A 19560-nucleotide genomic window follows, 5' to 3' on the forward strand; every position below is an offset into this window, starting at 1 on the left:
CCTCGGGGGATGGGTCAGAAGCGGGGCCAGCGTGTGGGCGTGGGGTGCCCTGCTGGGTGGGCCGGACGCGCCAGAGTCAGCCGGCGTTTTGTCATCAAGTTTTCATCGAGATGTCACACTCTCGAAAACCCGCGATTGTAGTCAGCCCTCTTGGTTGAAATATGACAGTCTCATGACAGTCCATGACCGCTTCATGACAACCGCCAACCCATTGTCAGCACATCGATTTTGACGATTCAGAGGCGCTGGATACGCTGCTCCGCGACGCCAGCCAGACTCTCGCGCAAGAGGCCAACGCCAGGGATGAACAGATCCGGCACCAGTTCGGCCAACGGCATCAACACGAAGGCTCGCTCGTGCAAGCGGGGGTGTGGCACGCTCAAGCGCGGGTGCTGAATGCACCGATCGCCCCAAAGCAGCACGTCCAAGTCCAGTGTGCGCGGCGCGTTGCGGTAAGGCCGTTCGCGGCCATGGGCCAGCTCCAAGGCTTGTAAGGCATCCAGCAAGGCCAACGGGGCCAGGGCCGTGTGCAGCTCTGCCACGGCATTGAGGTAATCGGGGCCACCGGCATCGATGGGTGCGGTGCGGTACAGGCTGGAGTGGCGCCGCAGCGTCGTCTGGGGCAGCTCGGCCAGCGCCAGCAAGGCCGCACGCAGCGTGGCCTCAGCTTCCCCCAAATTGGCCCCCAGACCCACCCACACCCCCGTCACGGGGGCGGGGATCATGGCGCGTCACCGGCGGGTGCATTCCCTTCGGCCCCAGCCGGCTTGCGCCGACGCCGCCGCCGTTTGCGCTGGGCTTCTGCCTCCGAAACGTCCCCTTCGGCCACAGGCGCAGCGGGCGCAGGCGCCGCAGGGCGGGCCGCCTTGCGGCTTGCACGCGGCACTTGCCGCACGGTGTCTTGCAGCGCTTCCCGATCAGCATCGCTGCCCAGGGCAAAGTCTTCCCACCAATCCGCCAGATCCGAGCTGGCTTCGCCTGCATCGGCACGCAACCTCAGGAAGTCATAACCCGCACGGTAACGAGGCTGCTCCACCAAACTGAAAGGCTGGCGTCCCCCACGGCGATCAAAACGCGGCTGCATCATCCAGATCTCGCGCATGTCGGTGGCCAGTTTGCCCCGGCCCGACAGATCACCAACACGGGCTTCGAACACCGCTTCAATGGCTTGCGACAACGCCGCAATCGGCTGCTCGCTGTCAGCGCGCAGCACCGCCCAGCGTTGCGACACCTCGTGCCATAGCAAACACGCCAGCAAGAAACTCGGCGCCACCGCACGGCCTTGTTGCACGCGGCGATCCGTGTCCTGCAACGCCAGCTCGATGAAACGGGCACGCTCGCTGCCCTCCGGGGCGTCGGCCAATGCGGCGTCCAACACCGGAAAAATTCCCCGATCCAGCCCCAGGGCCTTCAACTGCGCCAGACTGGCCAAGGCATGGCCGGTCTGCAACAGCTTGAGCATCTCATCGAACATGCGCGATGCAGGCACGTTGCGCAGCAACGGTGCCATCTCACGCAGCGGCGCCAGCGTGGCCGGCTCAATGGAGAACCCCAGTTTGGCCGCAAAGCGCACCACACGCAGGATGCGCACCGGATCCTCCCGGTAGCGCGTTGGCGGATCGCCAATCATGCGCAGCACGCGGGCTTGGGCATCGGCCAAACCCTGGTGGTAATCGACCACGGTCTGGGTGCGCGGGTCGTAGTACATGGCGTTGACGGTGAAATCACGCCGGGCCGCATCTTCGATTTGTGGGCCCCAAACGTTGTCCCGCAGCACCCGGCCACTGGCGTCCACGACATGGCTTTTGCCCGCCATGTCCTGTTTGGCCGAACGCTCGTTGCCCGAAACTTGCTCGGCGGCACTCGCATCCAAGTAGGCGCGAAAGGTCGAAACCTCGATCACCTCGTGCTCACGTCCGCGCCCATGCACCACATGAACGATGCGGAAACGCCGCCCGATGATGAACGCTCGCTTGAACAGCGCCTTGACCTGCTCGGGCGTGGCGTCGGTGGCCACATCAAAGTCTTTGGGGCGCCGCCCGACCAACAAGTCCCGCACGGCACCGCCCACGATGTAGGCGGCGTGCCCAGCGTCTTGCAACGTGGTCACCACCTTGATGGCCCGATCGTCCAGCAACTTGGGATCGATGCCATGTGCCGCCACCGGTACATCCACCCGCTGGCCCAGCGGGATCACAGGCACGGGAGGCGCCACAGTTTCGGGCGCCGGTGCTTCGGCTTTGCCCAACAGTTTCTTGATGAATTTGCGGATCATGCCGCCTCCGTGAACAGGTTCAAAACACGCCAACCGCGCTCTTGTGCGATGGCTTTCAGCGCAGGGCTCGGGTTGGTGGCCACGGGCGTGCGCACCCGTTCTAGCAGGGGCAAATCGTTGGTGGAATCGCTGTAAAACACCACATCGTCGAAATCGGCCAGGGTTTTGCCCTGGGAGGCCAGCCAAGCCGTGACCCGGGTGATCTTGCCAGCTTGGAATGTTGGCACCCCAGCGATGCGCCCCGTGGCATGGCCGTGGACATCACGCTCCAACTGCACCGCCAGCAAATGCGCAATGCCGAACGCTTGAGCGATGGGGGCCGTGACAAACTCATTGGTGGCTGTCACCACCGCCACCCAATCACCTGCTTGCTGGTGCTGCGCCACCAAGGCCAGGGCCGACGGGTGAATCATGGGGGTGATCACCTCGGCCATGAAACGCCGGTGGGCGGCCTCGGCCTCCGCCAGTGGGCGCGAGCGCCACACCGAGGTGGCAAATTCGATGTACTCCGCCAGATTCAACGTGCCGGCTTGGTATTGGCGAAAAAAGGCGTCGTTGCGCGCTTGCCAGGTGGCCGCGTCAGCCCAGCCGATGTCGACCATGAATTGGCCGAACGCATGATCCGAATCCCCGGGCAGCAAAGTGCCATCGAGGTCAAAGAGGGCGAGATTCATCCCATCCATCCTGTTGTTCTTCCGCCAGCATGCGCTTGAGCAGCGGCACGGTGGCAGGGCGCTTGCGCGCCAGGGCAAAACGATCCAGCCGATGCAACACATCCATCAGCTTGGAGAGATCGCGCTCGAAGTGGCCGAGCAGGTAGTCCAGCACCTCGTCGGGCAAGGTCAGCCCTTGGCGCTGGGCTTCGCGGTCTAAGGCGTAGCGCATGCCCGCATCCGACAGCGGTTGCAGCATGAACACCGGGCCCCAGCCAAAACGTGTGCGCAAATCCTCGCGCACATTCAAGCTGACCGGCGGTTGACGCCCCGCCGAAGCCATCTGGATGCCCGCTGTGGACGCCTCAATGAATAGCCGAAACGCCGCGTGCTGATGTGCTGCGTCCAGCCGCTCCGCGCCATCAATGACGATGAGTGACCAGCCCTCGTCGAACTCCCACGGCAGGGGGGCTTCTGCGTCAAACCAGCCTGTGCGGCCCCCAGCGTGACGCACATCGTGCGCCAAGGCAGCCAGCAAGTACGTTTTGCCCGAACCCGCAGGGCCGCACAAGTACACGGGCGGCCCGGGCAACGCCATCTGGCGCAGACACGTCAGCGCCAACGCGTTTTCGCCGGGGATCACATCGTCAAACGTCGGTTCGGCTTCAAACCCGATGGGCAGCGGAATCTGCTTCATCCCCGGTACAGCTCACTCTCAAGATAGGTCGCTCGCGCACGGCGCCAAGCCACGGCCGTCAGAGCGGCCAGCGGCAGGGCAATGAGCACCCCCACAAAACCCAGCAGGTGACCGAAGGCCAGCAGGGCAAAAATCACCGCCACTGGGCTGAGTCCGACACGCTCACCCACCAGCCGGGGCGTGAGCACAAAACTCTCCAATACCTGGCCGGCTCCGTACACGATCGCCACGGCAATCAAACCATAACTGCCAGAGAACTGGAGCAACGCGGCCAGCAACGCCAGCAACAACCCCAGCCCGTAACCGAGATAGGGAATGACGATGAGCAACCCCGTGAGCAACCCAACTGGCAAAGCCAGCTCGAACCCCGCCAAACTCAGCCCCAGGATGTAATAACCCGCCAAGCTCAACATCACCATGAGCTGGCCGCGCAAGTACTGTCCCAGCAGCTCGTCACACTCACCCAAAAAGTCTTCGACCTGCGCACGGTAACGCGGCGGCACCAACCGGCCAGCCTGCGTGACAACCGACGGCCAATCCTGCAACAAGTAGAACAACACCACGGGCACCAGCACCACATTGCCCACCACCGCCAGCACCACACTGCCGCCGATGCGCAGCGAACTCAGCACCGTGCCCAACCACTCTTCGAGGTTGCCACTCAGTGCGTTGCGCACCAGGTTTTGAATGCCGGCCACGTCCAGTTGCAGCTTGATGCCCGTGTGCGCCAACCAAGGTGCTGCCCAATCGTTGAGGCGTCGCGCCAGCATCGGGATTTGCTCGCGCAACAACGGCAACTCGCGTGACAAGATCGGCACCACCAACAACAGCAGCACAGCTACCCCCAGCAACACACTGCCAACGGTCAAGCCGACGGCCAGGGCGCGGGGCACACGGCGGTACACCAACCGTTCCACGACGGGATGCAGGGCATAGGCCAACACGGCAGCGATGAGAAAAGGCGTCATCACCGGGGCCAAAGCCCACAGCAACCCGCCCAGCACCAGGGCGATCACCAGCCATGCCAGCGTCTGACGTTGGGGGGCAGACAAATTCATCGGCAACAGCAGCAAGGGCGCGAGCGCGCCGGAAGCGCCGCATTGTAGGGGTCACGCCGACTTGACATGCCTCAACCGCGCCGGGCGAACTGGCGCACATTCAACCCCATCAGCCGCAATGCACCGAAGTACAGCACGGCAGCGGTCAACATCACCACGGCCAGCAAACCCGCACGCCACGCCCATTGAGCTTGCAGGGCGATCCAGTCAAAGCGCTCGCTGGCCTGCCACAGCAATCCACCCAGAAGCACATTGGCCACGCCAACCCGCATCAAAAACCCGCCCCATCCCGCTTCCGGACGGTACACCCCGCAGCGCCGCAGCCCCACGTACAGCCAAGTGGCATTGATCACCGCGCCCAAGCCAATCGACAGCGTCAGCCCACCGTGTCCGAGCCAAGGCACGCACACCCAATTGAGCAACTGCGTGCAAACCAGCACGGCGACGGCAATCCGAACTGGCGTGCGCATGTCTTGCCGCGCAAAGAAACCGGGGGCCAGCACCTTGATCGCCACCATGGCCAGCAACCCGCAGCCGTAGCCCCGCAGAGCCAAGACACACATGTCCACCGAGTGCGCACTGAACTTTCCGTAGTGGAACAGCACGGCCAGCATGGGTTTGGGAAACACCAGCGTGGCGATGGCGCAGGGCAGGCCCAGCAGCAACACCAGGCGCAGCCCCCAATCCAGGTGCCCCGAGTAACCAGCGGCATCTCCTTTGGCCTGTAAGGCGGACAGCCCAGGGGTCAGCACCACCCCCAATGCCACCCCCAACAAGGCCGTTGGAAACTCCATCAAGCGCTCAGCGTAGAACATCCACGACACGGCCCCCGGCCCCAGGTGCGACGCAATTTGGCTGTTGATCAGCAAAGACAACTGCGCCACCGACACCCCCAACAGCGCAGGCGCCATTTGCCGCAACACCCGATGCACGCCGTCGTGTTGCCAAGCCCGCCGGATGGCCGCAGGCGTCATGCCAATGCGCGGCAGACAGCCGATTTGCCACAACGCCGGCACTTGGAATCCCAACTGAAGCAAGCCCCCCAGGATCACCCCCATCGACAGCGCATGAATGGGGGCGATGCCTTGGCGCTCTAGCCAAGGAGCGGCCCACCAAGCGCAGCCAATCATGGCCACATTCAGCCACACGGGCGTCGCCGCTGGAATGGCAAAGCGCTTCCACGTATTCAGAACCCCTGCCGACAAGGCCACCAGCGACATGAACCCGATGTAGGGGAACATCCAGCGCGTCATCACCACCGCCAGATCCAGCTCCTGCAAACCGGCGCCGAACAGCCACACGATCACGGGCGCACCAAGGATGCCCAGGGTACACGTCAGCACCAAGGCCCAGAACAGCACCGTGGCCACAGCGTGAATCAGGGTGCGGGTGGCATCATCCCCCTGCCCTGCACGCGAAGCAGCCAAAATCGGCACGAACGCCGTCGAGAACGCACCTTCTGCAAATAGGCGGCGCAACAAATTGGGAATGCGAAACGCCACGTTAAACGCATCCGTCAGCGCGCTGGCACCGAAAGCGGAGGCGATGAGCTGGTCTCGCACCAAACCCGTCACGCGGGACATGAGCGTCCACAACGACACCGTCGAAGCGGCCTTGAGCAGGTTCATGGGGAAGCTGCCCGGCAAGAGGCAGAGGGACACAAAACGGCATTATAAAAATCACCAGCCCGTCGATGTCTTGCTTCATTCCGAGAACAGGTGCTAGAATCGACGGTCTTTCCCCACCTGGAAACAAAATACACAATGGCCACCTCTTCCAAAGCCAAGAAGCGCACCGTGCGCCTGGCGTCGGGCCGCAAGCGCGCTCGCCAGGATGTGAAGCTGAACGCAGCCAATTCGTCGCTGCGCTCTAAGTTCCGCACCTCGATCAAGAATGTCCTGAAGGCCGTTGCCGCTGGCGACAAGGCCACAGCCGTCGAAGTGTTCAAGACGGCTCAAGCCGTGATCGACTCGATCGCTGACAAGGGCATCTTCCACAAGAACAAGGCTGCTCGTCATAAGAGCCGTCTGTCGGCCAAGATCAAGGCCATCGGCCTCGCTGCTGCTTGATACGGCTTCCGGGTGGATGTCAAAAAGGCTCGCTTCGGCGGGCCTTTTTGCTTGGTGCGCAGGGATGCGTTCAAACCCGATTCGTGTTGAATTGAAACGAGGGCAGCACCCAGGCTGCCCAAGCGTCGCAACCTCAGCGACGCGGTGCCTCGCCCGGCTCGGGCAACAAACAGGCTTCCGTGACTTGAAGATCGTTGTCACGCGCAAAATTCATGACGAACTCCCAAGCCATCGGCTCTAACGCCTTGAGGGATTCGCTCACGATCACGCACTTCACGCCATTGATGACACGCGGCACACAGTACGGCGAATAGCCGATGTGCGCACCGATGCCCATCTTGGCGCCTCCCGGTCGGAAGGGGGACATCACACCGGCCAATCGCTCTGCCCAATCGCTTGGTCTGAATGTACGGCCTTGGGAGGTAAGGCCCTGAATGAAGAACTCGCGGGGCTTGGTGACAGACATGGGCAGGGGGAATGGACAGTGGTTTTCTGGAGGGGGTGCGCGATGGTAGGGGCGCAAACTGGCAAGACGCTGTCTCCGGTTAGGGGTTGTCCCGGGCGTCTGTGACGCAGAGACGCTATTGTGCGCCCGTAGCTGCTGCAACGCAGCAATTCCCGCGCCACCCTCCCCTGACTCGGTGCGAACACTTGCAGTCATCGTTTGCTTATGGCTGAGCCTTAGAATCAGCCGCTTTCTCCCTTACCTCCCCCCTGATTTGTTGATTGGAGAGAGCTGATGACCGCCTCGATGCCCCACGTGATGAACACCTACGGCCGGCTGCCGATTGCGCTGTCGCATGGCCAAGGCTGCCGCGTTTGGGACACCGCAGGCCGACGTTATTTGGATGGCTTGGGCGGTATCGCCGTGAACACGTTGGGTCACAACCACCCGAAACTGGTGCCGGCACTGCAACAGCAAATCGCCCAAATCATCCACGCGTCCAACTATTACGAAAGCCCGTTGCAAGAGGCATTGGGTGCCAAGCTGTGTGAACTGTCCGGCTTGTCAGCCGCGTTTTTCTGCTCGACGGGCCTGGAAGCCAACGAAGCCGCCCTCAAACTGGCGCGCAAGTATGGTCACGACCGGGGCATCGATTTCCCCGAAGTGATTGTGTTCGAGAAAGCCTTTCATGGCCGCTCGATTGCCACCCTCTCCGCTACGGGCAATCCCAAAGTTCAAGCTGGGTTTGGCCCCCTGGTGGAAGGTTTCGTGCGCGTGCCACTGAACGATGCACAAGCCATCCGCGACGTGGCAGCCTCGCGCCCGAACGTGGTGGCCGTGTTCCTCGAAACCATCCAGGGCGAAGGCGGCATCAACCCCGCCCGTTGGGACTACCTGCGCGAAGTGCGCCAGATCTGTGACGAACACAACTGGCTGTTGATGCTGGACGAAGTGCAATGCGGCATCGGGCGCACCGGCAAGTGGTTTGCCCACCAGTGGGCCGGTATCCAGCCGGATGTCATGCCGCTGGCCAAGGGCCTAGGCTCGGGTGTGCCCATCGGAGCCGTGGTCGTGGGCGAGAAAGCCAAGAACATCTTCGGCCCTGGCAACCACGGCACCACGTTCGGCGGCAACCCGCTGTCCATGCGGGCGGGCATCGAGACCCTGCGCATCATGGAAGAAGACGGAATCATGGCCAACGCGGCCACCGTTGGCGCACATCTCAAGGGCCGACTGGTGGCTGAGCTAAGCACTCTGCCGGGAGTGGCGGACATCCGAGGTGAAGGGCTGATGCTGGGCATCGAGCTGGATCGTCCTTGCGGTTTGATCCTCACCCGGGCGATGGAGGCGGGATTGCTGCTGTCCGTCACAGCCGACACCGTGGTGCGCCTGGTGCCCCCGCTCATCCTGACGCAAGCCGAGGCGGACGAAATCGTCGCCTTGCTCGTCCCCGTGATCCAGCAATTCCTTGCCGAAACCTCCGCCGCCGCATGAAACCGGGACACAGCCTCATGAAGCACTACCTGCAATTCAAAGACTTTCGGGCTGAGGAATACGCCTATCTGTTTGAACGGGCCCGTGTCATCAAGCAGCGCTTCAAAAACTACGAAAAGTACCAGCCGCTGACGGATCGCACCCTGGCCATGATTTTCGAGAAGGCCAGCACCCGCACCCGCGTGAGTTTTGAAGCGGGCATGTACCAAATGGGCGGCTCGGTGGTGCATCTGACCACGGGGGACAGCCAACTGGGCCGCTCGGAGCCGGTCGAGGATTCGGCGCGCGTCATCAGCCGCATGGTCGATTTGGTGATGATCCGCACCTTCGAGCAAACCAAGATCGAACGTTTCGCGGCGCACTCGCGTGTGCCGGTGATCAACGGCTTGACCAACGAGTTTCATCCCTGCCAGATCTTGGCCGACTTGTTCACGTACCTGGAACACCGCGCACCGGTGGGGGCACGGGGCTTCGATCTGTCATGCCTCAAAGGCAAGGTGGTGGCCTGGGTCGGGGACGGCAACAACATGGCCAACACCTGGTTGCAGGCCGCAGAAATCCTGGGATTCACGGTGCATGTGAGCACGCCCAGCGGCTACGAGGTCGATCCCAAGGTGGCCGGTATTCGCAACACCGACTGCTACAAGGTGTTCGACGATCCGCGTGAAGCCTGCCGAGGTGCTCACCTCGTCACCACCGACGTGTGGACCAGCATGGGCTACGAGGCCGAGAACGCCGCTCGCATTCAAGCCTTCGCCAATTGGTGCGTGGACGCCAGCATGATGGCCGTGGCCCAGCCGGACGCACTGTTCATGCACTGCCTGCCCGCGCATCGTGGCGAGGAAGTCACCGCCGAGGTGATCGATGGCCCGCAATCCGTGGTTTGGGATGAAGCCGAAAACCGCATGCATGTACAAAAAGCACTGATGGAGTACCTGCTGATCGGACGCATTGGGTAACTTTATGGGGGGGGGCAACCCAGCGTTGCTGGGCTGGACAGCGTGCTGTCAGTCCGGCGCCGCATCCTTGGTCGGCAGGAGACAACCAGACCTATGAAACTCGCGCTGATCACCGACTTGCACGCCAACCGCGAGGCCGTGCAGGCGGTTCTTGACCATGCTCAAAACCATGGCGCCCAACGTTACGCTTTTTTGGGCGATTACGTCGGCTACGGCGCCGACCCCGGTTGGGTGATTGACACCGTCCGCAGCTACGTGGCCGATGGTGCCATTGCGGTCGGTGGCAACCACGACGCCGGCGTTGCTCAAGCCCCCTCCCCTGGCATGCGCCCCGAAGCACGCCAGGCGCTGGAGTGGACACGGGCGCAACTGTCCGCCGAGCAGTTGGACTTTCTCACCCACTTGCCGTTGTCACGCACCGAAAACACCATGTTGTTCGTGCATGCCAATGCTTTTGCCCCGGCGGAGTGGGAGTACATCCAGGGCCGCATTGAGGCGGTGCGCAGCTTGCACGCCACCACATGCCATTACACCTTTTGCGGCCACATGCACGAGCCCAAACTGTTCCACCTTTCGGGCACGGGCAAAGCGGGCGATTTCGTGCCGACGCCGGGTGTGGCCATACCCATCCCGCCGCATCGCCAGTGGTTGGTGGTGCCTGGTTCGGCTGGCCAACCGCGCGACGGCAACCCCGCTGCGTGTTACGCCATGTTCGATTTACTTGAACAGGCGCTGACCTTCCACCGAGTCCCTTACGACCACGAATTGGCAGCCGCCAAAATTCGCTCCGCCGGTTTGCCGGCCCGCTTGGCGGATCGGCTGGCGCATGGACAGTAGCGGAACCTTCGACAGTGGATCATCCCGGTTCGCCGACAGTGCAGCCGGTGTGCGCCAACTGGAAGTTGGCGAGGTGATCGACCAATTTCGCTTGGAGGAGCGTCTGCATCAGGGCGGCATGGCCAGCCTGTGGCGCGTGGTGCGGGTCGATGTGCAAGGGCAAGCCGTGGCACGGCCTGACGCCATGCCACTGATCATGAAAGTGCCTCGCATCAAAGGCGGGGAGGATCCGGCCACCATCGTCGGCTTCGAAGTCGAACGCATGATCATGCCGATGCTGTCGGGGCCGCATGTGCCACGCTACGTGGCCAAAGGGGATTTCACCCGCCAGCCCTACATCGTCATGGAGCACATCCCCGGCGCCACACTCCGGCCCCGGCTGGACGATGTGCCTCTCCCCGTCGATGAGGTGGTGTCGATTGGTGCTCGGGTGGCCACAGCCCTGAACGACTTGCACCGCCAGCACGTGGTGCATCTGGACATCAAACCCAGCAACATCCTGTTCCGTGCCGATGGTACGGCGGTGTTGGTGGACTACGGTCTATCGCGCCACGACCACCTGCCCGACTTGCTGGACGAGGAGTTCACCCTGCCCATGGGCACGGGACCTTACATGTCCCCCGAACAAGTGCAGTTTGTGCGCAACGATCCGCGCAGCGATTTGTTCGCCTTGGGCGTGATGCTCTACCACCTGACCACCGGCGAGCGGCCCTTCGGCGCTCCCAGCTCGGTGCATGGCTTGCGCAAACGGCTCTACCTTGATCCGGTGCCGCCGCGTGCCATTCGTGCGGATTGCCCACCCTGGTTGCAGGAAATCATCCTCAAGTGTTTGGAAGTCAAAGCCGAGCAACGCTATCAAAGTGCCGCGCAATTGGTGTTTGATTTGCGCAACCCGGATCAAGTGGCACTAACGCGTCGCGCTGAACGCATGGCCCGCAGCAGTTTGCTGTCTCGCACCAAGCGCTGGTTTTTTGCATTGGGGTCGGAGCCCGATGCACGACCGGGAGTGAGCACAGCCGAGCTGGTTCACAAAAGCCCGATCATCATGGCAGCGGTGGATGTTGAAGGCGCTTCGGAGCGGCTGCTCAACCAGTTGCGTGAAACTGTGCGCCGCTTGGTGCTCACCGAGCCGGGTGCCCGCCTGGCGTGCGTCAGTGTGATGCGCACCGCACGCATCGGCATGGATGAGCTGGTCGACAAGTCTGGGCAAAGCGTTCATGTGAAGCAGCTGGTGCTGCTCAAACACTGGGCTCGACCGATCAGCAAAGCACTGAGCCTGGATGATGGCCGCCTGACATTCCACGTCTTGGAAGCCCCTGATCCTGCCGCCGCATTGGTGGAATTTGCCCGACGCACCCATGTGGATCATTTGGTCATGGGCGCACGCGGTAACTCGGCGCTGCGCCGGTACTTGGGCAGCGTGTCATCCCAAGTTGTTGCGGAATCAGATTGCACCGTGACAGTGGTGCGTGCCAGTGAATCTGCGGGTACAGAGCCAGGCTGACCGTTCGTCTCTCTGTGCGTGAGACATGAAAAAGCCCCGCCGAGGCGGGGCTTCGAAACTCAAGCCGAGTCAGCGCGAATCAATCGCGACGGCGGCGCTTGACCACACCGATGGCAGCCAAGCCGGCCAGCAGCAGGGCGTACGACTCAGGTTCCGGCACCGAAGACACGCTGGTCTGGCTGTAGTTGTACTGAATCGACACGTTGGCGCCAGCCACTTGATGGAATTCGACCACAGCGGCACCCGTGCCACTGTACGACGAACCACCCGTGGTCACGACGGCAAACGACACATCACCAGAGCCGATGAAGGCCGACAGGTCGGCGGGCGACGTCAGGGTGATGCTGTTCGCATAGGAACCGGTGGCGTTCGTGAACGAGGCACCGGAAGTACCAGCGTAGTCGTAGCGACCATCAAACGCGCCAGCGTTGAAGGAGTGCGATGCCACGGCACTGCCCGTGAAATTCCACACCGAGCTGGACAGGCTGAAGGTCGCGGAACCCGCAAGCTCCATCAAACCACCGCCCGCCGACAGGTTTTCAACCGACAGCGTACCGGTGTTGTAACCCGAGAACGTGATGGTGACGCTGTCCAGCGTGCCGAGAGAGCTGTCGAACTGCGAAACCAGGAGGTTATCCGTCCAGTTCGGCACTTGCGTTGCGCCGGAATCGGTGTATGTCACCGTGCCTGCATATGCAGAGGTAGCAGCCAATGCAGCAGCAGCAACCAGAGTCTTTGCGAAAGTCGTCTTCATTGCTTTCTCCTACCCTTTAAAACCCAACATAGTCTGGAGCACCAGGGGTAGCACTGCTCCAAAGCTGCCGGCTGTACTGCCTGCCTAGCGACTCTACTATGTCACCACGGTTCGATTATGTGGCAAGCGCGTTGTGGTTGCACAATCTTGCCACGATTGAACCCCTAAAGTGTGGTGGTTCGGGAACGTTTTCGGGGCATCTCAGGACAACCGATCTCCCACCCACGCCAACACCGAGCCCAATGCCGTCGGCACCGCCGCCGCGTTGGTGCCACCGGCCATGGCCATGTCCGGCTTGCCACCGCCCTTGCCACCCACTTGTTGGGCGACGAAGTTCACCAGCTCACCGGCCTTGACCTTGGCAGTGGTGTCAGCCGTGACACCCGCAGCCAGTTGAACCTTGGCACCGTCCACAGCGGCCAGCACGATGACGGCGGTTTTCAGCTTGTCCTTGAGCTTGTCCATCGTTTCGCGCAGGGTCTTGGCGTCGGCACCTTCGAGCTTGGCGGCCAGCACTTTGACGCCATTCACGTCCACAGCCTGGCTCAGCAGCTCGTCGCCTTGGGCCGAAGCCAGCTTGCCCTTCAGGGCCGCGACTTCCTTTTCCAATGCGCGCACTTGTTCGAGCACGGCGCTGACGCGGGTTTCCAGCTCGCTCGGTGCAGCCTTCAGGGTGCCGGCCACATGGGTGACGGTGGTTTCGAGCCCTTGCAGGTAGGCCAAGGCGTTGTCGCCCGTGACAGCCTCGACGCGGCGGATGCCCGCAGCCACGCCGCTTTCAGCCACGATCTTGAACAGGCCAATGTCCCCCGTGGCCTTGACGTGCGTGCCGCCGCACAGTTCCTTCGAGCTGCCGATGGTTTGCACGCGCACGGTTTCGCCGTACTTCTCGCCAAACAGCATCATGGCGCCGGACTTTTGCGCGTCGTCGAGCGCCATCACCTGCGCCACGGCACCAGCGTTGGCCAGGATTTCGGCGTTAACGAGGGCTTCTACCTTGCGGATTTGCGCATCCGTCACCGGAGCGCCGTGGGCAAAGTCGAAACGGGTGCGCTCGGGCGTGACCAGCGAGCCCTTTTGTTGGACATGCGCGCCCAGCACTTCGCGCAGCGCTTTGTGCATCAAGTGGGTGGCACTGTGGTTGCGCACGATCTTGGCGCGGCGCTCGGCGTTCACACGAGCGGCGAACACGTCGCCCACCTTCACGCTGCCTTCGACGATGCGCCCGTGGTGGCCGAACACGTCGGCCTGAATCTTCATCGTGTCTTCCACCAGCACGCGGGAGGTGGGGTTGCGCAGCTCGCCGGCGTCGCCCACTTGGCCGCCGCTTTCGGCGTAGAAGGGGGTGTGATCCAGCACGATCACGGCATCGTCGCCGGCGTTGGCGGCTTCAACTTGTGTGCCGTCCACGTACACCGCCACCACGGTGGAGGTGTCGCAGGTCAGATGCTCGTAGCCGTGGAAGGCGGTGGCCACGCCGCTGTATTCCAAACCAGCGGCCATCTTGAACTTGCCGGCGGCGCGGGCTTGTTCGCGCTGGCGGTTCATGGCAGCTTCGAAACCGGCGCTGTCCACCGTCACGCCGCGCTCGCGGCAGACATCGGCGGTCAAGTCCACCGGGAAGCCGTAGGTGTCGTGCAACTTGAAGGCGGTTTCGCCGTCGATTTGCTTGGTGCCGGAAGACAGCGCGCCTTCCAGAATTTCCATGCCGCGCTCGATGGTCTGGAAGAACCGCTCTTCCTCGGCCTTCAGCACTTCGGTCACACGGGCTTGGGCGGCGCGCAGTTCGGGGTAAGCCTCGCCCATTTGCGTCACCAGCTCGGCGACGATGGCGTGGAAGAACGGCTTGCGGGCGCCCAGCTTGTAGCCGTGGCGGATGGCGCGGCGGGCGATGCGGCGCAGCACGTAGCCCCGGCCTTCGTTGCCCGGAATCACACCATCGACGATGGTGAAGGAGCAAGCGCGGATGTGATCCGCAATCACCTTCAGGCTGGGGGAATCGGCGTCTACATCGGCACCACCTGCGGCTTCGACGGCGGCTTTGGACGCACCGATCAGGCCGACGAAGGTGTCGATCTCGTAATTGGAATGAACGTGTTGCAGCACAGCGGCGATGCGCTCCAAGCCCATGCCGGTGTCCACCGAAGGCTTGGGCAGCTTGTGCATCACGCCGTCTTCTGTGCGGTTGAACTGCATGAAGACGTTGTTCCAGATTTCGATGTAGCGGTCGCCATCTTCATCCGGGCTGCCCGGGGGGCCGCCGGGGATGCCTTCGCCGTGGTCGTAGAAAATTTCGGTGCAGGGGCCGCAGGGGCCGGTGTCGCCCATCATCCAGAAGTTGTCGGACATGTAGCGGCCACCCTTGTTGTCACCGATGCGGATGATCCGCTCGGCGGGCACGCCCACCACCTTGTTCCAGATGTCGTAAGCCTCATCGTCTTCCGAATAGACGGTGACCCAAAGCTTGTCCGCCGGCAGCTTGAAATGCCCCGTCAGCAGCTCCCAGGCGTAGCTGATGGCATCGTGCTTGAAATAGTCCCCGAAGCTGAAGTTGCCCAGCATTTCGAAGAAGGTGTGGTGGCGTGCGGTGTAGCCGACGTTGTCCAAGTCGTTGTGCTTGCCACCGGCGCGGATGCACTTTTGCGCCGTGGTGGCGCGGGTGTAGGGGCGCTTGTCAAAGCCCAGGAACACGTCCTTGAACTGGTTCATGCCAGCGTTGGTGAACAACAGCGTCGGGTCATCACCCGGCACCACCGGGCTGGAGGCCACGATCTGGTGGCCCTTGGACTCGAAGAACTTCAGGAAGGTGTTGCGAATCTCGGAGGCTTTCATCCGGGGCTTTCGAAGCGAACAAAACCGCGAATTTTACGATCCCGCCAGCAAAGCGACATTGCCACCCGCCGCCGCCGTGTTCACCGTGACCGTTTGCTCGGCGCAGAAACGGTAAAGATAGTGCGGCCCACCCGCCTTCGGCCCGGTGCCGGACAGCCCCTCGCCCCCAAACGGCTGCACCCCGACCACCGCGCCGATCATGTTCCGGTTCACGTACACATTGCCCACCCGCGCCGCGTGCGCGAGCTGCTGCGCCCGGCCATCGATGCGCGTTTGCACGCCCAACGTCAGGCCGTAACCCAGGGCGTTGATTTGGCGCACCACCGCCGCCGCGTCGGTGGCGCCGCTGGCGGTTTGCCCCGGCCCCCAGCGCACAACGTGCAGCACCGGCCCGAACAACTCCTGGCGCACATCGGCGATGCGCGCCAGCTCAAACGCCACCGGCGCCAGCAGATTCGGCACCGCCTGCGCGAGCGTTGGCATCGGTGAGCGAGCGATGAGCCGCGCTTCACCCTCCAAACGCGCCACCTGTTGCCGCAGATGCGCGTGCGCCTCACCATCGATCAGCGGGCCGACATCGGTGTCCAGGCGCGCAGGGTCGCCCAGGCGCAGCTCGGCGGTGGCGCCGGCCAACATGGTCAACACCCCGTCGGCGATGGCTTCGTGGACACACAGCAAACGCAGCGCCGAACACCGTTGCCCGGCTGAACGAAAAGCGCTTTGCACCACGGCATCGACCACCTGTTCGGGCAGGGCGGTGGAGTCCACCAACATGGCGTTCAGCCCCCCGGTTTCGGCGATCAGCGGCACGATGGGGCCGTCCTTCGCTGCCAGCGCCCGCTGAATGAGTTTGGCGACTTGGGTTGAGCCGGTGAAACACACGCCGGCGGTGCGTTCGTCCGCCACCAGGGCAGCGCCGACGGTGTCACCGGGGCCGTGCAGCAGCGCCAAGGCATCGGCGGGCACGCCCGCTTCGTGCAACACGGCAACGAAGCGTGCCGCCACCGCCGGCGTTTGCTCGGCGGGTTTGGCGGCCACGCTGTTGCCCGTCACCAACGCGGCCACGACCTGGCCGGCAAAAATCGCCAACGGGAAATTCCACGGGCTGATGCAGACGAACACCCCGCGCCCAGTGCAACGCAAGGTGTTGCGCTCGCCCGTTGGGCCGGGCAAGAGCTGTTCGCCCAAACGCTCCTCAGCTTGCTGGGCGTAGTAGCGGCAGAAGTCGATGGCTTCGCGCACTTCGGCCACGGCATCGCCCAGGGTTTTGTGGGCTTCTTTCACCAACAGGCCGCAAAACTCAGGCAACCGCGCTTCCAGCGCCGCCGCAGCGCGGCGCAGCACGGCAGCGCGTTCGGCCAGCGGGTACGCTTCCCAGCTTTCAAAACCGTGGGCCAGGCGCGTCATCGTGTCCGCCACGCTGGCGGGGGCGCTTTCGGGGATGCGCTCCACTTGCGTGCTGGCCAGCGCGGTGTGCAAGGTCGCCCAATGCGCCGGGCAGGTGACATCCCACCCCGCCGCGTTGGCGCGGGCCGGGCCAAACAACTGCGGCGGCAGCGGCAGCCCTTCGACGCCGGTTTTCAGCGCCTCGCGGGCAGCCCGCAGCGGTGAGGCCAGCAGCTCGCCGGCGTCCACCTGCGGGTCGGCCAACTGATGCACGAAGGAAGAATTGGCGCCGTTCTCCAACAACCGGCGCACGAGGTAGGCGAGCAAATCCCGGTGCTCTCCCACGGGGGCGTAAACGCGGCAGGTCGGCACCGTGGCGCCGGTGGCGCCCAGCACTTCGCGGTACACCCCTTCACCCATGCCGTGCAGGCGCTGCATTTCGTAATCGAGGCCCGGGCGGGCGCCGGCCAATTCAGCCAGTTGCGCCACCGCCGCGATGGTGCCAGCGTTGTGGGTGGCGAATTGTGGATAAATCACCTCCCGCGCCGCCAGCAGCGCCGAGGCACAGGCGAGGTAATTCGCATCCGTGTGGGCCTTGCGGGTGAACACCGGGTAATGCGCCAAACCCAGCTCTTGGGCGCGTTTGATCTCACCATCCCAGTACGCGCCTTTGACCAAGCGCACCATGAAACGCAAGCCGCGTGCGCGGGCGATGCGCGCCACTTCTTCCACCACCGCCAGCGCCCGGGTTTGATAGGCCTGCACTGCCAGCCCGAAACCGCGCCAGCGCGGATGCCGCTGTGCCACCCACTCGGCCAGCGCCTCGAACACGTCCAGTGACAGTTCGAGCCGATCCACTTCTTCCGCGTCGATGGTGAGATTGATGTCGGCGGCGGCGGCCAGATCGATGAGGCGCATCACCTCGGGCACGAGTTCCCCCAACACGCGCTCACGCTGCGCCCATTCGTAGCGCGCATGCAGCGCCGACAGCTTGATGGAAATGCCATCCTGATCGGGCGGGCCAGCATCTGGCTGTTGCGCGGCGCGGCGGGCCAGGGCTTCGATGGCCTGCACATAAGCCGCGTGATAGCGGCGTGCATCGGCTTGGGTGCGGGCGCCTTCGCCCAGCATGTCGTAGGAGAAGCGCAGGCGCGGCTGGTGGCGGCGTTGGCTGTCCGCCTCGCCCATGGCTTCATCGATGTTGCGCCCGAGCACGAACTGGCGCCCCAGCAACTGGATGGCGCGCACCGTCGCCGCCACAACGGTGCGGGCGCCCAGGCGTTGCAACAGGCCGGGTTTGGCGGCGGGGGCGCCGTCGCCCTCGCTGGCCGGCAGCCAGTGTTTGGCCAGGGCGATGGCTTGGGAGGACAGCTTGGCCAGCATCGCGTGTTCGCCTTCGCCGGAGAACTGGGCGTGGCCGAGCTGGTCGGCGGTGAGAGCGATGGCGGTTTCGGCGTCCGGCACGCGCAGCAGGGCTTCGGCCAGGCGCATCAGGGCCAAGCCTTCGGCGCTGGAAATCGGGTATTCCTTGAGCAGACTTTCCATGGCCCAGAACGGCGCCGGGTGGACGCGCACCTGCTCCACCCACGGTGTGGCCCGCGCCACCACGCTGGCCCACGTCAAGCCCTCCAAGCGCCCGAGCGCCTGCGTCAGCGGCGCCGACTCCGCTTGATAGGGAAACGGCAAACGCTGGCGCGCAGCTTGCGTGGGGGCAAATGTGACGAAGCTCATGGGCAAATCTCCTTGGCTGGAACAATCGTCAGCTTAAAGATGATCTGATAGAGATAAATTCGTAGTTTTGAAAGAGTTGCCGGATTTTTACAACCATGAAAACGATGAACGACACAATCGACAGCCGCGATCTGGACAAGATCGACCTGCGCATCCTGCGTGTGCTGCAAAACGATGGGCGCATCAGCAATCTGAAGTTGGCCGAGGAGGTGCATTTGTCGCCCACGGCGGTGCTGGAGCGCGTCAAGCGCCTCACGCGTGAGGGTTACATCCTGGGCTACGAAGCGCGGCTCAACCCGGCGAAGTTGGGGGCGGGGCTGCTGGTGTTCGTCGAGGTGCTGCTAGACCGCACCGTGCAAGACGTGATGGACAACTTCCGTGCCGCCGTGCAGGTTCGCCCGGAAATTTTGGAGTGCCACTTGGTGGCCGGGGGTTTCGATTACCTGCTCAAAACCCGGGTGGCGGACATGGCGGCGTATCGCACCTTCATTGGCAACGTCATCTGGTCACTGCCCGGTGTGCGGGAAACGCGCACCTATGCGGTGATGGAAGAAGTGAAAAACACCTGCGCGCTGAGTTTTTGAGCGCACCCACACCAATCGGGAGGCTGAACACCCGTTACACGTTCAACGTCCTAAACGAAAAAAGCCCCAAGTTTTGCAACTTGGGGCTGATTTGGTGGGCAGTGCAGGGTTCGAACCTGCGACCCCTGCCGTGTGAAGGCAGTGCTCTACCGCTGAGCTAACTGCCCGGAATCTTGCGATGCCGGGTTGGCCGGGAACCTGGTGGGCGGTGCAGGGTTCGAACCTGCGACCCCTGCCGTGTGAAGGCAGTGCTCTACCGCTGAGCTAACCGCCCTGCTTGCT

At 63.3% G+C, this 19560-nt stretch carries 16 protein-coding genes and 2 tRNA genes; 6 read left to right on the plus strand and 12 right to left on the minus strand.

Annotation, left to right across the window (positions count from 1 at the left end; translation table 11 throughout):
* Positions 1–236: 236 nt before the first annotated feature.
* The 6 genes from folK to murJ all read right to left on the minus strand — a co-directional run bounded on the left by folK (position 237) and on the right by murJ (position 6311).
* On the minus strand, positions 237–725 hold the full coding sequence (folK, locus tag VITFI_RS12625) for a 2-amino-4-hydroxy-6-hydroxymethyldihydropteridine diphosphokinase (RefSeq protein ID WP_089417263.1): 489 nt from the start codon (positions 723–725) through the stop codon (positions 237–239).
* A complete protein-coding gene (pcnB, locus tag VITFI_RS12630; RefSeq protein WP_089417264.1) occupies positions 722–2275 on the minus strand; it encodes a polynucleotide adenylyltransferase PcnB in 1554 nt (517 codons plus the stop codon). The genes folK and pcnB overlap by 4 nt, the downstream gene beginning before the upstream one ends.
* Positions 2272–2949 (minus strand): histidinol-phosphatase, encoded by a 678-nt coding sequence (locus VITFI_RS12635; protein WP_089417265.1) that lies wholly within the window; start codon positions 2947–2949, stop codon positions 2272–2274. The genes pcnB and VITFI_RS12635 overlap by 4 nt, the downstream gene beginning before the upstream one ends.
* Entirely contained in the window at positions 2930–3625 is a 696-nt protein-coding gene (hda, locus tag VITFI_RS12640) for a DnaA regulatory inactivator Hda (protein WP_089417266.1), read from the minus strand. The genes VITFI_RS12635 and hda overlap by 20 nt, the downstream gene beginning before the upstream one ends.
* Positions 3622–4683 carry an AI-2E family transporter gene (locus VITFI_RS12645; protein WP_089418142.1) on the minus strand — a complete coding sequence of 354 codons (1062 nt, stop codon included), beginning with the start codon at positions 4681–4683 and terminating at the stop codon, positions 3622–3624. The genes hda and VITFI_RS12645 overlap by 4 nt, the downstream gene beginning before the upstream one ends.
* Before the next feature lie 71 nt (positions 4684–4754).
* Positions 4755–6311 (minus strand): murein biosynthesis integral membrane protein MurJ, encoded by a 1557-nt coding sequence (murJ, locus tag VITFI_RS12650; protein WP_089417267.1) that lies wholly within the window; start codon positions 6309–6311, stop codon positions 4755–4757.
* Positions 6312–6446: 135 nt separating this feature from the next.
* Between murJ and rpsT the strand changes: the two genes are divergently transcribed.
* Positions 6447–6752: a 30S ribosomal protein S20 gene (rpsT, locus tag VITFI_RS12655; RefSeq protein WP_089417268.1), complete on the plus strand. Its 306-nt coding sequence runs from the start codon at positions 6447–6449 to the stop codon at positions 6750–6752.
* Between the two features lie 133 nt (positions 6753–6885).
* Here rpsT and VITFI_RS18775 read toward each other — a convergent pair whose 3' ends face one another.
* A complete protein-coding gene (locus tag VITFI_RS18775; RefSeq protein WP_332461883.1) occupies positions 6886–7413 on the minus strand; it encodes a DUF3579 domain-containing protein in 528 nt (175 codons plus the stop codon).
* Between the two features lie 78 nt (positions 7414–7491).
* Between VITFI_RS18775 and VITFI_RS12665 the strand changes: the two genes are divergently transcribed.
* The 4 genes from VITFI_RS12665 to VITFI_RS12680 all read left to right on the plus strand — a co-directional run bounded on the left by VITFI_RS12665 (position 7492) and on the right by VITFI_RS12680 (position 11991).
* Positions 7492–8691 carry an aspartate aminotransferase family protein gene (locus VITFI_RS12665; protein ID WP_089417270.1) on the plus strand — a complete coding sequence of 400 codons (1200 nt, stop codon included), beginning with the start codon at positions 7492–7494 and terminating at the stop codon, positions 8689–8691.
* 17 nt (positions 8692–8708) lie between these two features.
* A complete protein-coding gene (gene argF / locus VITFI_RS12670; RefSeq protein WP_198301466.1) occupies positions 8709–9650 on the plus strand; it encodes an ornithine carbamoyltransferase in 942 nt (313 codons plus the stop codon).
* Positions 9651–9743: 93 nt separating this feature from the next.
* The gene (locus tag VITFI_RS12675; protein ID WP_089417272.1) at positions 9744–10487 is read left to right on the plus strand and encodes a metallophosphoesterase family protein; all 744 of its coding nucleotides are present in this window, start codon (positions 9744–9746) and stop codon (positions 10485–10487) included.
* Positions 10477–11991, plus strand: coding sequence for a bifunctional serine/threonine-protein kinase/universal stress protein (locus tag VITFI_RS12680; protein ID WP_089417273.1), 1515 nt, complete (start codon positions 10477–10479; stop codon positions 11989–11991). The genes VITFI_RS12675 and VITFI_RS12680 overlap by 11 nt, the downstream gene beginning before the upstream one ends.
* Before the next feature lie 79 nt (positions 11992–12070).
* Here the strand turns inward: VITFI_RS12680 and VITFI_RS12685 are convergent, their stop codons facing one another.
* The 3 genes from VITFI_RS12685 to VITFI_RS12695 form a co-directional block, all read right to left on the minus strand.
* The gene (locus tag VITFI_RS12685; protein WP_157725677.1) at positions 12071–12673 is read right to left on the minus strand and encodes a choice-of-anchor E domain-containing protein; all 603 of its coding nucleotides are present in this window, start codon (positions 12671–12673) and stop codon (positions 12071–12073) included.
* A gap of 273 nt (positions 12674–12946) precedes the next feature.
* The gene (alaS, locus tag VITFI_RS12690) at positions 12947–15577 is read right to left on the minus strand and encodes an alanine--tRNA ligase (RefSeq protein WP_089417275.1); all 2631 of its coding nucleotides are present in this window, start codon (positions 15575–15577) and stop codon (positions 12947–12949) included.
* Positions 15578–15610: 33 nt separating this feature from the next.
* Positions 15611–18694 (minus strand): L-glutamate gamma-semialdehyde dehydrogenase, encoded by a 3084-nt coding sequence (locus VITFI_RS12695; protein ID WP_089417276.1) that lies wholly within the window; start codon positions 18692–18694, stop codon positions 15611–15613.
* Between the two features lie 104 nt (positions 18695–18798).
* Between VITFI_RS12695 and VITFI_RS12700 the strand changes: the two genes are divergently transcribed.
* Positions 18799–19278 (plus strand): Lrp/AsnC ligand binding domain-containing protein, encoded by a 480-nt coding sequence (locus VITFI_RS12700; protein WP_089418143.1) that lies wholly within the window; start codon positions 18799–18801, stop codon positions 19276–19278.
* Between the two features lie 92 nt (positions 19279–19370).
* Here the strand turns inward: VITFI_RS12700 and VITFI_RS12705 are convergent.
* Both VITFI_RS12705 and VITFI_RS12710 read right to left on the minus strand, forming a co-directional pair.
* Positions 19371–19445: transfer RNA gene (locus VITFI_RS12705), tRNA-Val, on the minus strand.
* A gap of 32 nt (positions 19446–19477) precedes the next feature.
* Positions 19478–19552, minus strand: a tRNA-Val gene (locus VITFI_RS12710).
* Between the last annotated feature and the right edge of the window lie 8 nt (positions 19553–19560).

This window comes from Vitreoscilla filiformis (assembly GCF_002222655.1).
Classification (GTDB): domain Bacteria; phylum Pseudomonadota; class Gammaproteobacteria; order Burkholderiales; family Burkholderiaceae_C; genus Ideonella; species Ideonella filiformis.

Bases quoted from the DNA above. Each gene is read 5' to 3' on its own strand.
- VITFI_RS12645 (WP_089418142.1), bottom strand. From the start codon at position 4,683: ATGAATTTGTCTGCCCCCCAACGTCAGACGCTGGCATGGCTGGTGATC.
- VITFI_RS12695 (WP_089417276.1), bottom strand. From the start codon at position 18,694: ATGAGCTTCGTCACATTTGCCCCCACGCAAGCTGCGCGCCAGCGTTTG.
- VITFI_RS12675 (WP_089417272.1), top strand. From the start codon at position 9,744: ATGAAACTCGCGCTGATCACCGACTTGCACGCCAACCGCGAGGCCGTG.
- VITFI_RS18775 (WP_332461883.1), bottom strand. From the start codon at position 7,413: ATGACTGCAAGTGTTCGCACCGAGTCAGGGGAGGGTGGCGCGGGAATT.
- VITFI_RS12680 (WP_089417273.1), top strand. From the start codon at position 10,477: ATGGACAGTAGCGGAACCTTCGACAGTGGATCATCCCGGTTCGCCGAC.
- rpsT (WP_089417268.1), top strand. From the start codon at position 6,447: ATGGCCACCTCTTCCAAAGCCAAGAAGCGCACCGTGCGCCTGGCGTCG.
- murJ (WP_089417267.1), bottom strand. From the start codon at position 6,311: ATGAACCTGCTCAAGGCCGCTTCGACGGTGTCGTTGTGGACGCTCATG.
- VITFI_RS12700 (WP_089418143.1), top strand. From the start codon at position 18,799: ATGAACGACACAATCGACAGCCGCGATCTGGACAAGATCGACCTGCGC.
- VITFI_RS12635 (WP_089417265.1), bottom strand. From the start codon at position 2,949: ATGAATCTCGCCCTCTTTGACCTCGATGGCACTTTGCTGCCCGGGGAT.
- hda (WP_089417266.1), bottom strand. From the start codon at position 3,625: ATGAAGCAGATTCCGCTGCCCATCGGGTTTGAAGCCGAACCGACGTTT.
- pcnB (WP_089417264.1), bottom strand. From the start codon at position 2,275: ATGATCCGCAAATTCATCAAGAAACTGTTGGGCAAAGCCGAAGCACCG.
- folK (WP_089417263.1), bottom strand. From the start codon at position 725: ATGATCCCCGCCCCCGTGACGGGGGTGTGGGTGGGTCTGGGGGCCAAT.
- alaS (WP_089417275.1), bottom strand. From the start codon at position 15,577: ATGAAAGCCTCCGAGATTCGCAACACCTTCCTGAAGTTCTTCGAGTCC.
- argF (WP_198301466.1), top strand. From the start codon at position 8,709: ATGAAGCACTACCTGCAATTCAAAGACTTTCGGGCTGAGGAATACGCC.
- VITFI_RS12665 (WP_089417270.1), top strand. From the start codon at position 7,492: ATGACCGCCTCGATGCCCCACGTGATGAACACCTACGGCCGGCTGCCG.